At 39.8% G+C, this 14,242-nt stretch carries 13 protein-coding genes and 1 pseudogene; 8 read left to right on the forward strand and 6 right to left on the reverse strand.

Annotated features, from left to right (window positions below; translation table 11 throughout):
• Nucleotides 1-248: 248 nt before the first annotated feature.
• Nucleotides 249-689 (forward strand): MauE/DoxX family redox-associated membrane protein, encoded by a 441-nt coding sequence (locus BW716_RS33020; RefSeq protein WP_083730327.1) that lies wholly within the window; start codon nt 249-251, stop codon nt 687-689.
• Here the strand turns inward: BW716_RS33020 and BW716_RS33025 are convergent.
• From BW716_RS33025 to BW716_RS33050, 6 genes are all read right to left on the reverse strand, one after another.
• Complete coding sequence (locus tag BW716_RS33025; protein ID WP_143709180.1) at nt 650-1,651, reverse strand: AraC family transcriptional regulator; 1,002 nt, start codon at nt 1,649-1,651, stop codon at nt 650-652. The genes BW716_RS33020 and BW716_RS33025 overlap by 40 nt on opposite strands.
• A 128-nt stretch (nt 1,652-1,779) precedes the next feature.
• Nucleotides 1,780-2,766, reverse strand: a complete 987-nt coding sequence (locus BW716_RS33030) for an AraC family transcriptional regulator (protein ID WP_083730329.1) — start codon at nt 2,764-2,766, stop codon at nt 1,780-1,782.
• 47 nt (nt 2,767-2,813) lie between these two features.
• Entirely contained in the window at nt 2,814-3,941 is a 1,128-nt protein-coding gene (locus tag BW716_RS33035; RefSeq protein WP_083730330.1) for a FecR family protein, read from the reverse strand.
• 35 nt (nt 3,942-3,976) lie between these two features.
• A complete protein-coding gene (locus tag BW716_RS33040) occupies nt 3,977-4,528 on the reverse strand; it encodes an RNA polymerase sigma factor (protein ID WP_083730331.1) in 552 nt (183 codons plus the stop codon).
• Between the two features lie 468 nt (nt 4,529-4,996).
• Nucleotides 4,997-5,992: an AraC family transcriptional regulator gene (locus BW716_RS33045; RefSeq protein ID WP_083730332.1), complete on the reverse strand. Its 996-nt coding sequence runs from the start codon at nt 5,990-5,992 to the stop codon at nt 4,997-4,999.
• 35 nt (nt 5,993-6,027) lie between these two features.
• The gene (locus BW716_RS33050) at nt 6,028-7,191 is read right to left on the reverse strand and encodes a FecR family protein (protein ID WP_083730333.1); all 1,164 of its coding nucleotides are present in this window, start codon (nt 7,189-7,191) and stop codon (nt 6,028-6,030) included.
• Between the two features lie 188 nt (nt 7,192-7,379).
• Between BW716_RS33050 and BW716_RS33055 the strand changes: the two genes are divergently transcribed.
• The 7 genes and pseudogenes from BW716_RS33055 to BW716_RS33080 all read left to right on the forward strand — a co-directional run.
• Entirely contained in the window at nt 7,380-7,946 is a 567-nt protein-coding gene (locus BW716_RS33055) for an RNA polymerase sigma factor (protein WP_083730334.1), read from the forward strand.
• A gap of 308 nt (nt 7,947-8,254) precedes the next feature.
• A pseudogene (locus BW716_RS39295) lies at nt 8,255-8,488 on the forward strand (STN domain-containing protein); the annotation flags it as partial.
• Between the two features lie 3 nt (nt 8,489-8,491).
• On the forward strand, nt 8,492-11,227 hold the full coding sequence (locus BW716_RS33060; RefSeq protein ID WP_179091378.1) for a SusC/RagA family TonB-linked outer membrane protein: 2,736 nt from the start codon (nt 8,492-8,494) through the stop codon (nt 11,225-11,227).
• 63 nt (nt 11,228-11,290) lie between these two features.
• Complete coding sequence (locus tag BW716_RS33065) at nt 11,291-12,601, forward strand: RagB/SusD family nutrient uptake outer membrane protein (RefSeq protein ID WP_179091379.1); 1,311 nt, start codon at nt 11,291-11,293, stop codon at nt 12,599-12,601.
• An 87-nt stretch (nt 12,602-12,688) separates the two neighbouring features.
• On the forward strand, nt 12,689-13,027 hold the full coding sequence (locus BW716_RS33070; protein ID WP_083730337.1) for a hypothetical protein: 339 nt from the start codon (nt 12,689-12,691) through the stop codon (nt 13,025-13,027).
• A 289-nt stretch (nt 13,028-13,316) separates the two neighbouring features.
• Nucleotides 13,317-13,745: an RNA polymerase sigma factor gene (locus BW716_RS33075; protein WP_083730338.1), complete on the forward strand. Its 429-nt coding sequence runs from the start codon at nt 13,317-13,319 to the stop codon at nt 13,743-13,745.
• Between the two features lie 42 nt (nt 13,746-13,787).
• Nucleotides 13,788-14,242 (forward strand): hypothetical protein (locus BW716_RS33080; RefSeq protein WP_083730339.1); only part of this gene is annotated, 455 nt, incomplete at its 3' end.

Raw genomic sequence — 14,242 nt, forward strand, 5'->3', positions numbered from 1 at the left:
CGAGAACCGAATACTTACGCAATTGCCGCCTTTTTTATTGATAGCAGCAGGTAAATTTACTTGTAAACTACCTGAGATGTTTAATCGGATAATTAAAAGTACGGTAATTTTGACGCAGTGTGCTTTGGAGTATCCGGTTATTATTACCAGCCCTCGCCTCCAAACTTTCGTATGTTTCTCCTAAGTATACAATCCTCCTGCACCATTACCTTTATTGTTGTAGTTCTTAAAGCAAGTATTCCCCAATTATGAAAAGAAGTACCATAATAGAGATCATCTCTATGCTATTTATCATATTGTTTGTTTACACCGCCATTAGCAAATTCATGGACTTTAGTGTATTTAGCGAGCAAATCGCCACCTCCCCGATTTTAGCACCGGTAGCTAGTTGGATTGCCTGGGTAGTACCTATTGTCGAAATTCTTGTATCGATTGCCCTGTTAATTCCTGCTTTTAGATTAAAGGGGTTGTATGCTTCCCTGGCCTTAATGTTGGGCTTTACGATTTATATTATAATCATCCTCAACTTTAGCCCACACATCCCCTGTAGTTGTGGCGGTGTTATTGAACTCATGTCCTGGAGAGAACACCTGGTGTTCAATAGCTTTTTTATTGTTTTAGCAATACTGGCTATCTGGCTGTCAAGACCTCACATCGCCCGCCTTAGTTCTTCCAATTCGCATTCGTAAAATTTATTAAATGCGGTATTCATGAACTCCCAGTTCCTGAACCCGGCTACTGATGCGATTTCCGTAAGACTTGTACCTTTTTCTGTTAGTAATTCAAAGATCATCATCATTTTTACCATCAGGATAAAATCCTTTAATGATGTTGAGAATTGTAACAGAAATGCGGGTGCTAACTCTTCCTCTGGTATTTCAAACAACAATGCTAATTGTTTGGTACTACAAGGCTGGTGTGGATTGTCAATAACGAAATTGAGTAACTGGTTCAGCTCATTGGTGTATAATACGTGTTTGCTTTCCAGGGGCAATTGCTTGTCCTGCTGGGCAAAATTAAAGAATAGGTCGAGACAACATCTGAACAGGAAGCACTCTGCCGAAAAATTAATATGCCTGCAGGTGAGCATTTTGCGTAATATAAAATTGCATACCTGGTTGATGTGGTAGGGGTATTTATTCAAAGGACCACTTACACCGGGTGATTTCATCTTTGCCAGATTCCGTAAAGAGGGATATTTTCTTGCCAGCTCCTGGAATTTTTTAGGTAAAATGTTGATATGGCAGGATAATAATTTTTGTCCCTTTACCAGGGGTACTTTATGGATATCTGATTCCAGGCTAAACAGGTTGCACTCTCTTTCCTGCAGCACAAATGATTTATTTTCATACAACTGAACCTGGAGACATGCATCAAACATAAAATGTAACGCCCAAATAGGAACAGGTGTGAAGGGACATAAAGTGAGATCTTCGTGAGCATATACTTCCTGTATCCAAAAGGAGAATTGCCTCAGCGAAATAGTCTGGCTGATGATATCACATTCAGCATCTTGTTCAAAATAGACACCTGCATATGGTAATACAAGCTGTAAGTATTCTTCCGGAAGCCTTGAAATGTCGTCATATGCTGTTTTACCCTTCTCTACATAGAACAGCTTTTCGGTTTTACCCATTGGATGTGTTAACATGGGAGATGTTTTATTTTAAGGGATGTTTTTCTCTGTTAATGGTGGTGTTAACTATTACTAGCTATGAGTCAAAATGTCAATCTTATTATCACTCCCATTGCAGAGGTATAGAAAAGGTAACATGCCTATTAGTGATTCACAGGATTGAATCCATAATATTCTTTTACGGCTTCCAGCATAGTGGCTACTTGTTTATAATTGGTCACTTTTGCAATTTCTTCAAGTGGAAAAGCATGCTCCTGTATCGCGTGCCATATCATCATCATTTTCCCCATGTGCAGGTAGTCAGCGATTGAAATAGCAAAATGTTGTTCAAAACCATGTTCCAGTTCTTCCACCGGAATGTCATACATATAAGAGATTTCTGGTAAGGAGTGAATTTTGTGAGGATGATCTGAAAGATAATTAAACAGGTTATGGTAGGTATCTGCCCTTAACATACTGGTATATATGAATGGCATTTGAGAATCAATATGTTGTTTCGCATAATTGAGCAGGATATCTGTGCAGCAGCGTTGGAGGAAGTGCCTTGCGGTCACCCCTGTGTATTTGCAAGTCATTATTTTCCTGACCAGCATATCACATACCGCATTTATATGATAAGGGTGATTATTGATAGGGGCACTAACCATAGGGTGAATGCCTGTGGTTAAATGGGTAACCTGGGGATACTTTTTAGCAAGCCTTTCCATTTCCAGGGGCTCAATATTTATATGAAATGAAAATATCTTTTTCCCGGTGTTCATGGGCATCCTGTACAATTGCCCTGGCGTCAGGTAGAAACCATTACATTCACGTTCTTCCAGGATATATCCTGCCCTGGGTACAGGCAAACTGTCTTCGAACATAAATTGCAATACAAAAATAGGAATAGGCGTAAAGGAGCGTAACAGGATAGGGCCTTTCGCCAGGATATCATGTAACCATACAGAGTAAGGGCCGAGAAGAAGATGCTGAGAAAGTATATCGCAGGCATGATCCTGCCGGAAGTAATACCCTGCCTGAGGAAGCAGGATTTGCTGGTATTCTGATGGAATTGTATCTGCAGGCAGATATTTGCGGGCAGTTCTTTCCAGTGGTAAACTTTTGTTCACGTTATTTAATGTGGAATGCATGAATACTTACTACTTAAAGGGGTTATCTTCAATAAGATCATGGTTTGTTACTGCATATGCAAAACACTGTCTTTGTCAAAATAATAATCAAACTGTCCCGTGAATTTTAAACCATCCAGGAAAACTTGTATGGGTTGGTTCTTATTAATTGAGCCCCTGAATTTATGGTGAGCTTTCGTAGGGGTGTCAACAATCACCTGGATGCCGAACCACCTGGTAATAACCTTTGCCATGTCTTTGACATTTGCATTTTGAAAAATATAAATGCCCTGGCGCCAGGAGAGTATTTCCTCTGCATCAAAAGGTATTTCATGAAGATTGCCTTCCTGGGAAGAGCTAACGGAAAAACCCGGATGCAAAAGGATGGAGTCTTTATTGGTTCCTAATTTAATAGCACCTTTTACCAGGGATACACGCTCCTGGTCAGTATCGTAGGTATTCACATTGAATTCAGTGCCCAGTACCTGTATGGTGCTATTGGGTAAATGGACCAGGAAGGGTTTGGTGGCATCCGGTGCCACCTTTACATAAGCTTCCCCGCTAACGGTGATCTCTCTTGTGTTGCCATCAAAAGAAAATGGAAAACTTAGTTTGGTAGCTGCATTCAGCTGAATTTCTGTCCCATCGGAGAGGGTGAGGGCGTAATCTTTCCCTTGTGGAACTACAAGCGTAGCCGTTTGGTTGCCGTAGTGGGATGGGGCTACATAGGATAGTTTCTTTTCTTTGTTTTGGAGGGTTAAGTCTCCAATCTGAACTTTTTGCTGTGAGTTGCCCAGGTTTACCTCCTGGCCACCTGGTAATCGCAGCACAATATTATTATTGGTTGTAGCAAGCTCTTTTTGTGCCAAAGCAGACTTTCGTGCACCCGGTGAAAAAAGTAAATGTGATCCAAATATAACCAGTATAGCAGCGGCAATTCCCATAGCTGCCCGGAGGAATGCATACCCTTTCCTTTGCTTCCGGATTCCTTCCCATACCTTTTCAACTGAAAGGGTATTAGGTAGGTCGTGGAGAGCGGGGTGTTCGCTATATTGTTTGTACAGGTCATTACGAATGACAAGCGCTTCCGGTTCCTTCACCAGGAGGTTATTGAGGGTAGCACTGTCTTCCGGTGTTATGACCCCTGCAATTTCATCCAACACCAATTGTTCAATATATTCCGGATTTACAGACATATTACCCTATAGTCGTAAAAAGTTAGAAAAGGTACTTATGACAAACTATGTTTTAAGTTTTTTCGAAGGATTTTCAGCGCCCGGTGAATATGGTTTTTAACGGATTGTACATTAATGTCCATTTCAATAGCAATTTCCCTGAGGCTTTTATCCTGCAAATATAGCTGCTCAAAAGCCAGGCGACTGGCAGGCGTAATGCTATTAATTGCTTCGGACAGTTGTTTGCCCAGTTCTTTTGCTTCCATAGGTAATTGGTTGGTATGGGTATCTGCTACCCAGGTATAGTTTTGCCTATGGTTTCTGGCAGTGGTAGACTTTCGAACATGATCAACTACCTTGTTTCTTACGACTCTTACAAGATATGGCTTTAAGCAATTGCCAATATCCAATGTGGCCCTTTTATTCCAGAGCCACATGAATACCTCTTGAACAATGTCATTTGCCTCCTCCTCGTTTTGCAACCGGGTGAAGGCTTCCAGGAACAGGCGCTTACGGTATCGTTCGAAGAGGATGTTAAATGCCTCGTTGCTACCAGCCTGCAGTAACAGAAATAGTTGCTCGTCGTTATAGCTTTCGAAACTTTGCATAACGATAATTTGGATTTCAGCCTTGGTTAGTAATGTTTCCAGGATTGTGTACTCACATGACGCGATATACGATCGGCTTACAATATATAGCTTTTTATCATATCCTGGTAGTCGTCCTCCCTTAAATAATTGTTACTCTAAGCTAATAAAACGATAGAAAAACGAGGTTAACACAGTGTTAATGATGGGAAATACTTATTAAGATAAGTATCGAATTGTGAGTATTGGTGAATTAGATGGTTGATAGCCTGTTAGAAAGGGAAGCGAGTGTTGCATCCGGGATGTGGTATCTTTAGCTAGTTTTTCTGCCGGGTATCCGGTAACCCGGTTTATTTGCCCCGGATGCATGCCACTGCTGAATGGGATAAAAGATAGTGAAAGAGCAATTTGGTGGGATAGTTATAAAGTTAGCGGATTCGTATTATGCAATATTTAGGAGTTATATAATAGAAATAGGAGAGTAGTATTTTACCTCATTTGGTCAATATCACAATCATAATAACATTCTATTCTTTGCACCATTTCCTCTACTGTCTTGAATCCTACCGTGTACATGATATCTTTTAATGACAGCTGACTTTTATGCAGCAGGTTGTAAGTCACTATCATCTTTATCATTGTAATAAAATCCGCTATTGGCATGGAAAAATGTTGTTCAAATCCATGGGCCAGCTGAGCTGGCTCCATAAAGAACATATATGACAACTCGGCCAGTGAATGATTTTTATGAGGGTGCTCCAGTAGATGTTGAAATAATTGATGGAAGGTGTCCATATGCAACAAATTATGGAACAGGAATGGCTGATCCGATGATGCATCCTGGCGGGCAAAGTTGATGAATAAATCAATACAGCATCGTTGGATAAAAAAATAGGCCCTGGTGCCTGTGTAAGTACAACTTAATAATTTCTGAATAAGAAAGTCACATACAGGGTTGATATGGTGCGGCAAAGGATTCACCGGGCCACTTTTGATCAACCGGATGTCCGATTGAAGTGAAGCAAGAATTGGATATTTATCAACCAGGTAAGGCAGCAGTTTGGGGCGGATGTTGATGTGAACGGATAGTATTTTCTTGTTTGCCTCCATTGGTATGCTGTGTACGCCTGGATAAAGATTGAAGAGATTACATTCTTTTTCTTCCAGCAGGAACGTATTTTTCTGGCGTGTGTCTGCTACCAGGCTATCTTCATACATATAATTAAGTGCCCAAATGTGGTAGGGGGTATACGGTAACAGTATAATATCTTCTTTGGCAAAGATATCGTGTACCCAAACGGAGAAAGGACCGGCTGCAATGTTTTGTGTCAGGATGTCGCAATCATTATCCTGGCGAAAATGAATTCCTGCATAGGGCAGTACAAGTTTTACATATTCTTCTGGTATATTCACAGAAGCGGTATGATGGTGCTCTTTTTTTTCAATCAAGAGCAATTTATTGGCTTTAAATAGTGTAGAATTCATTTTTCATGGATGTTTTGATGATCAGGGATGTAGGGTTATTTCTTGTATTCTTTTATATGAAGCACACTATCCATACCAGTACCTGTAAATGTATAATTGCATACCTGGGCAGTATTCAGGTTCTTCATAAATACTGATAGGGTGTCAGTGTTTGTAAAGTATGCCTTTAGCTTCCTGGATTCAACTCCCGGATCATCGAATACCACAAGAATGCCAAATGTACGTGATACAGCATTCATTACCTCCTGGAGGGTAGCCTCATCAAAATCATATACACCATCTTTCCAGGCAAGTAGAGAGTCCTGGTCGAAGGTGTTGATCTTTACTTGTTTGCCCATTTCGCTAATGGCTAATTGGCCTGGAGATAAAGTGGTGGAATGACTTCCAGACCTGAGTGTTATTTTCCCACTAGTCAATGCCACTTTAACAAGGTTTTTGTCATAGGTATCAACATTAAAAGCAGTGCCTAATACCTGGATGGTATTGTTAGGGAGGTGAACTAAAAACGGGTGGGCAGGATCTTTTGCTACTTCTATAAAAGCTTCACCCGATAGAAGGGTGATTTCCCGGTTGCCCTTACCAAAATTTAGAGGAAATTGAATAGAAGAGGCGGCATTCAGCATTATTTTAGTACCATCAGGTAAGGTTACCTTATACTGTTTGGTAACAGGAACAGTGAGTGTGGCCGGCTCTGGCTTAGTTTTACCAGTCCATGACAAAACTCCTTTCTCCTCATGAAAGGCTGCTCCTTTACTATTAAAAGTTGCATATTGTTGGCCCAATATCACTGGTGATTGGCCGGGTAAGGATAGTGTAATACTGGAGCTTAGCAATCTTTCTTTTTTTGCCAGAGCCTGATGCTGACTGGTAGATTTAACTATTCCTAAATAGCAAAGCCCACCTATAGCCAGGAGCGTAACAGGAGCCAGTAATGCAATTCGATACCTGTGTTTTTTTCGTCGGGTCTCCTCTTCCTGGGCATACCTTAATATTCGTTCCATTGGGAGAGAAGATTCCAATTCAGTTTTTATTTTGTCGAGATAACTATCAGGTAGCAGTTCTCTAAGCTCTTTCCAAATTGCCTGCGCTTCTTCACTTTCAGCTAAAAGTTTATCCAGGAGGGCGCTATGTTCAGGGGTAATAACCCCGGATATCTTCTCTAGCACCAGTTTTTCGACAAAATCGGGGGGAATAGGCATGATACAATTAGGTGTTAATTACATAATCAGTATTCAACTAAGTATGATGTAAGTAGTCGCAATCTGAAAAAGGTACTCATGGAAAACGGCTTTTTTTTAAAGAAATATTTTAGTTCATTAACATTCGGTTAACCACTACGACCATCCTTATTCGTAGCTTAGAGTACAATGTATAATCTCAAATCATTATGACTGTAGACAACCATTACAATGGGGACCAACTTATCGAGCGGCTAAGAGATGGGGATAACGATGCATTTAGAGAAATCATAGATCATTACCGTTCATATTTATTTGTGTTGGCTTTTAGGAAGCTGCAAAATGAGGACGAAGCGAAAGATGTAGTACAGGAAATTCTTATATCTATTTGGAATAATCGGGGGAAAATAAAAATCAACACAAATTTACAGAGTTACTTAAGTGGAGCTGTCCATAATAAGGTGTCAGAATTAATACGGCAAAAAATAAAACGCCGTGAAAGGGAGTCTTTTTACCTGGAACATCTGGATCAGACTACATCAACATTGCCACTGGAGGGGAAAGAAATATATGTTCGTATTTATACGGCTATTCATGGTATATCTCCTGCCACACGGAAAGCTTTTGTACTGGCTTACCTTGAAAGCAAAAGTTATAAAGAAATCGCTGAAGAAATGAATATTAATGTTCAGTCTGTTAAGAACCATATTCAAAGAGCATTAAAGTTACTCCGTCATACATTATCTCAGCATGTTTATGACTCGAAAATCCTTTAGTTTTTATTAATTATAATTTACGTTTATAGATCCATTCCTCAAGAGTTGATAATGATTGAACTTTTTTTCAAAAATTGTTCAATCGTATAAGTACTTTTTTGCCGTTCTGGCTACTAAGTAATAATAGCAAAATCAATTAGTAAATGAGGGTATCATAATGCTAGCTTAATTCCACCATTTCTATACTTAGAATATTCTATTGTTATTTATTTCGTAAAAGTTATTGTATGATGTATTGCAAACTTTTAAGCAATTTTATTGCTTGTATTGGCATGCACCTAATATTGGTCTTGCATCCAATTACCAGCATGGGACAAGATGCGTCAACCAAAATTACATTACATGTTAAACAAGCAAAATTACAATCAGTTGTAGAACAAGTTGAACGGCAGGTTAAACCAGCATTACATTTTATTTATGCTAATGACATATTCAATGGACAAAAAAGGATCACCCTGGACTGTGATAATGTACCGCTAGATGATGTTTTAAAGAAGATTGAAGCGCAAAGTGGGATCTATTTTACTCATAGCACTAAAACAATTATGTTGGCAGCCAGGGATGAAAAAGGGAAGGATATTCCTGTTCGAACAGTTCCACGTAAAGCAGATTCTTTAGGCAAGATAAATAAGGTAACTACGCTAGGGGAAACTGTTGTAGTAGCATACGAACTAACTACCCGTAGAATTTATACGGGCAATGCTACTCCTGTAAATTCGGATGATATATCCAATCAACCGGTATCAAATCCTTTACTGGCATTACAAGGAAGGGTACCGGGCTTGTTTATTTCTCAAACCAGTGGTATGTCTGGTACAGCTATTAATGTACAAATCAGGGGAAAGAATAGTTTGATGAACGATACTAAGCCATTGTATATAATAGATGATATCCCATTTAATCCAATTTTGAGAGGAGGCTTAGGTTCTGTGATCTGGGGAGAGGAAAGTAATGCGTTAGATTTTATTAATCCCTCCGATATTGAATCAATTACTATTTTAAAAGATGCTGATGCTACTTCCATTTATGGATCAAGGGGCGCTAATGGAGTTGTTTTAATTACAACCAAAAAAGGGAAAGTTGGAAAGCCTTCATTGAGTGTAGATGTGAATTACGGCATCGAGCAGGTGCCTCGGTATAATCACTTGTTAAATACACAACAATACCTGGCCATGCGTAGAGAGGCATTTAAAAATGATGATGTACCAGCTGTGGAACGAAATGCTCCTGACCTGGAGGTTTGGGATACAACCAGGTATACTGATTGGCAAAAAGAGTTAATAGGTCATGCTGCAGGAATCATGAATGTACATGCGAGTGTTTTGGGTGGAATTGGGTTAATGCAATATTTAATTAGTGGATCTTACCAGAAGAGGGGGACTGTTTTTCCTGGTTCTTTTAATACACAAAAGAGTAACGTGTATTTTAATTCTACAGCGATTTCTCCTAATAAGAAGTTCCAGGTAGGAATAACGGGTACTTATGCAACGACTCAATCATTTTTGCCAGGGGCTGATATGAGTAATGCTACAACATTGGCCCCGGATGCTCCCCCGATTTACAATCCAGATGGTAGCTTGAATTTTAGTTATGTGAACCCGTTGATCGCATTGATAGGGCCACTGTTTAATGCGAATGTGAAAAACCTGTATGGAAATGTAAAAATCCAATATGAAATTTTACCAAGATTGTGGTTAAAGGCAAGTTTTGGCGATTATTTATTGGAAGGAAATTCCCAGACTACTACACCCATTAGCACGCGGCCGCCGTCGTTAAGAGATAGTGCGACAGGTAGTGCTACCTCTTATCAGTATGATGCTACCTCCCGCATATTTGAACCCCAGATCAATTATGATAACTATTTATGGAATAGTAAGTTTAGTATTATACTCGGCGCCACTTTGCAAGGTTATTCAGAGAATAGACAAGCTATATATGCAACTGGATTTAAAGAAGATGCATTCCTGGGTAACCTGGCTTTTGCGGGGAACATAACTGGCACTTCCGATAAAACTGATTATCGGTATGCTGCTTTGTTTGGACGTATAGGATACCAGTTATGTAGTAGGTATTTATTAAACCTGAATGTAAGAAGAGATGGCAGTAGCCGGTTTGGTAGTAAAAAGCAGTATGCCAATTTTGGATCAGTTGGTGTGGGGTGGATCTTCAGTGAAGAGCGGTTTACATCTTTTGCTGCAAATGTGGTCAGTTTTGGGAAATTACGTATGAGCTATGGCATTGCCGGGAATGATCAAATAGGGGACTACAATTACCTGGAGCAGTATGAACGGGTGGGTGGTAGTTACCAGGGAGTAATAGGCTATCAGCCATCTAGCCTGGCCAACCAGGAGTATGCCTGGGAGCAAACCCGGAAATTTGAAGTAGGATTGGAGTTGGGATTTTTGAAAGATAAAATATCCCTGACCACAAGTCATTACAGGTATAGATCCTCTAACCAGTTGGTGAATTATTCATTGCCGGAGCTAACGGGGGCAGGGAGTACTAAAGGTAATATTCCCGCAGTCGTGCGTAATACGGGTTGGGAATGGATGGCACATGTGAATAATATAGGTAACAATCGTTTCGGTTGGTCGGCTATGGTGAATGTAACATTACCTTTCAATAAGCTGGTTTCATATCCTGGACAAGTTCCGGCTGATTTAGGCATTGTGGGTAAGCCACTCACACAATTGATGATGTATAGAGCGATGGGCACTGATCCTAATACAGGTGCTTACTTATTTGATGATGGTACGGGGCATGGGGCACCGGCATCAGAGAATTTGAAGAGAGTAGTGCCTGTAAACCTGGCACCAAAACTCTATGGCGGAATTGAAAATACATTCCGGTACAAGTCATGGGAGGTGGATATCTTTTTCCAGTTTGTACAGCAGCAGGGGATGAAAGACATTTTTGATCCCACTTATATGCCGGGTTACCAGCGTAATCAAAATGTGGCAGTATTGAATCGTTGGCAGGAAAAAGGACAGGTAAGTGATTGGCAGCGGTTTACGCAGACCAGTACTTTGCGAAAAGGATATATGAAGGCACTGGAAAGTAATCTTCATTATGGGGATGCCTCTTATGTAAGGTGTAAAACCTTATCTATTTCAAAGAAGATACTATTTAAAAACCTGCAGGTGAAAGATGCGAAGTTGTATGTGCAGGCAGAAAATTTATTTACGATTACTTCTTATGAAGGATTAGACCCGGAAACACAATCTCATACCGTATTACCTGTACTTAGAACTATCCGTGCAGGCGTTACAATTACCTTATAATATCAAGTCATGCGGCTTTATACAATTATATTTCTCTTGTTATTTTTTTGTGGATGTAAAAAAATGTTAGATGCAGGATTGCCTACCGACAAGATTGTATCAGCTACTGTATATGCTTCAGATGCTACGGCAGCTGGCGTGATGACGGGATTATATTATACCATGAGTAGTGGTGGACCGGCCACTGGTAATGAAAGTCTATCGCTGATAGCAGGTTTGTCAGCAGATGAATATAAGTTAGTGAATAGTGATGAAGGACTTAGGGCTATTTATCAAAATGCGCTTACACCAATGGTGGTACCTGCATGGGCAAAATTGTTCAATTACATTTATGTGGCAAATAGTGCACTGGCAGGACTCAGTAATTCAAATTCGCTGACGCCGGCTGTCAAAAGTCAATTAATGGGAGAAGCTTATTTTATAAGGGCATTTTGTTATAGTTATCTCGTGGGGCTGTTTGGTGATGTGCCTTTGTTATTAAGCACAGATGCACAAAATAATAAGTTGGCAGCAAGAACGAATGTGGATAAAATCTATGAGCAGATGGTAGCTGATTTATTGAGAGCCAGGCAATTAATGAATGATCAGTATTTGAGAGCGGATATATCTACACCCTCTACAGATAGAGTACGTCCTTCTAAATGGGCCGTGAATGCTTTGCTGGCAAGGGTGTATTTATATTCAAAAAAATGGCAGGAGGCAATGGCTGCTGCGGATAGTGTCATCAACAATACTTCGTTATTTGAATTAGTGCCAATTGGAAGTGTATTTCTTCAAGGTAGCAAGGAGGCAATATGGCAATTACAGCCTGTCGTAGCGAATTATACCCAGGATGGACAACTATTTAACGTAGACAGGCCTGTATATCTAAGTCCCTATTTAATGAATGTATTTGAAAATGGGGATCGGAGAAAAACCAGCTGGACAAATAAGGTAATAGTGGGCAATAGTGTTTATTATTATCCCTATAAATATAAGGTCTATGAGGGCGTAAAATTAAATCCTGAATATTTAATGGTGTTGCGATTGGGGGAATTATATTTAATCAAGGCAGAAGCAGCGGTTAATTTGGGGGATCGCACAACGAGTGCAATGTGTATAAATGCGATTAGAGAGCGGGCTGGATTAGGACTGATGAAAGATACGACTATCGCTGCTTTGTCAATAGCGATACAACATGAGCGACAGGTGGAGTTATTTGCTGAATGGGGACATCGTTGGTTTGACCTGAAGCGGGTAGAAGGATTACAGGTAGTTATGCCGGAAGTGACGAAATGGAAGGGAGGTAATTGGGACGATTATAAAAAACTGTATCCAATTCCGGAAAATGAGCTGCAGTTGGATCGCGCTCTTGTGCAAAATACAGGCTACTGAGAATTCTTGTACCTAGTAATTGGCTGCAGCAGGTCCTAATTGCATCGATCGGTGAGTATATACCTTTATTTCATAAACATATGAGTTATGAAAAAAGCACGTATTCTTCTTTTATTCATTGTAATCTGCCTGGCAATAAATGGGTTGCTGGCATTTAAAGTAAGTAGGGGGTTGAGTAATTTATACTTAACTACAACGGGGATATTCGTTAACCTGGGGGCTAGTAGTTTGCTCACATATGCAACCTTATCTCCGTATAGGACTTTCCCTACTGATATTACACAATCGACTGTAGCAGTGACGCGGCCATTGTATACAGGGGTCACATTGACAATCACTATAATAGGTGGAGGCCCCTACACGTACACAATTGCCACTGGCAGCCGTTGGTCGACACTTACCATTTATGATGATGAAGACCAGTGAGTAACCAGGGTTTTACACTGCCTGGTAATACTCAGGTTTTACCAGGCAGTATTTTACGAAAATGTTCTTGAGTGAAGTTATGTGAATTGCTTTTTAAGTACTGTATAATGTGAATGTTATCCATTTTAGCTCTATTTAATAATAATATTATTAAATAGAGAAAATACTCATCTTTTAAATGTTATGATTTTCTTTTTTCCGCAATTATTAATTAGAGCGAGATAGTGTTAGTGGGGAGATCCAGGACTTTGAAATATCGGTTATTTTTCTTCAATAAAAATCATATACTATGATTGAAGACGAAAAAGAATTTATTACCCAATTTAAGGAAGGTAATCCTGATGCGCATATGGAGCTATATTCCATTTGTATTAAGTATTTATGGGGGAGAGCCTATTCCCTGATAAAAGATGAGAATTCCGCTACGGAAGTCGTAGAAAAGGTATTCGGTAAATTATGGAAAAATCGGGAATCTTTTTATAGCAGGAAAGAGATTGTTGATTACCTCTATAAAACAGTGGATAAGGATAGTAGGAAAATTAAGGCTTGCATCCGGGTTGATGGAAAAGGCTATACTTTGTTGTGTGACGGAACGCTCCAGTTGCAGAGCAGTTTTGTAGCTCAACCATGGAGTGGCGTCATTGCGGCTATTTATTGGGGCAGGTGGCGGGAATGGCTTTATATGTTTCTTCCCAGGCCTGGAAATAAGATCGAGTAGGAGTTATTACAGATTATTTGCTCATCCTAAAATTTATCTCTTATGAATGAAATTAACTTGATTAATCGGTTTTGCGATGGTGATAAAAGTGCATTAAAGGAGATTCATGATAGATACGCCACCTTATTAAGGATTAGAGCCTTTAGGATTTTGAGAGATCAGGATGAGGCAACAATTGTTGTGGAGAAAATGCTTGCCGTATTTTGGAATAATAGGAGGAAAATGCGGAAGATCGTGGATCTTAAAGAATTTTTATGTGATGCGGTTGAACAAACTAGTTGGTCGATAGCAGATCGCCCTCATGTGGTCAGGTCCCTGTTGGCTTGTGTTGGAGAGAAGGATAAAAATAGGGTTAATTGGGGGGATATAACGAGATTGATTAATCAGCTTGAGGATAAGTTGTACCCGGCGGAGCAGGCGAAAATGGCGGTATTGTATGTAGTGCAGGAGAAGGATTATTTTGAGATTTCGTGTGAGATTAGATACTCCCCATTTAT

The sequence above is a fragment of the [Flexibacter] sp. ATCC 35208 genome, assembly GCF_001975825.1.
GTDB lineage: Bacteria > Bacteroidota > Bacteroidia > Chitinophagales > Chitinophagaceae > Chitinophaga.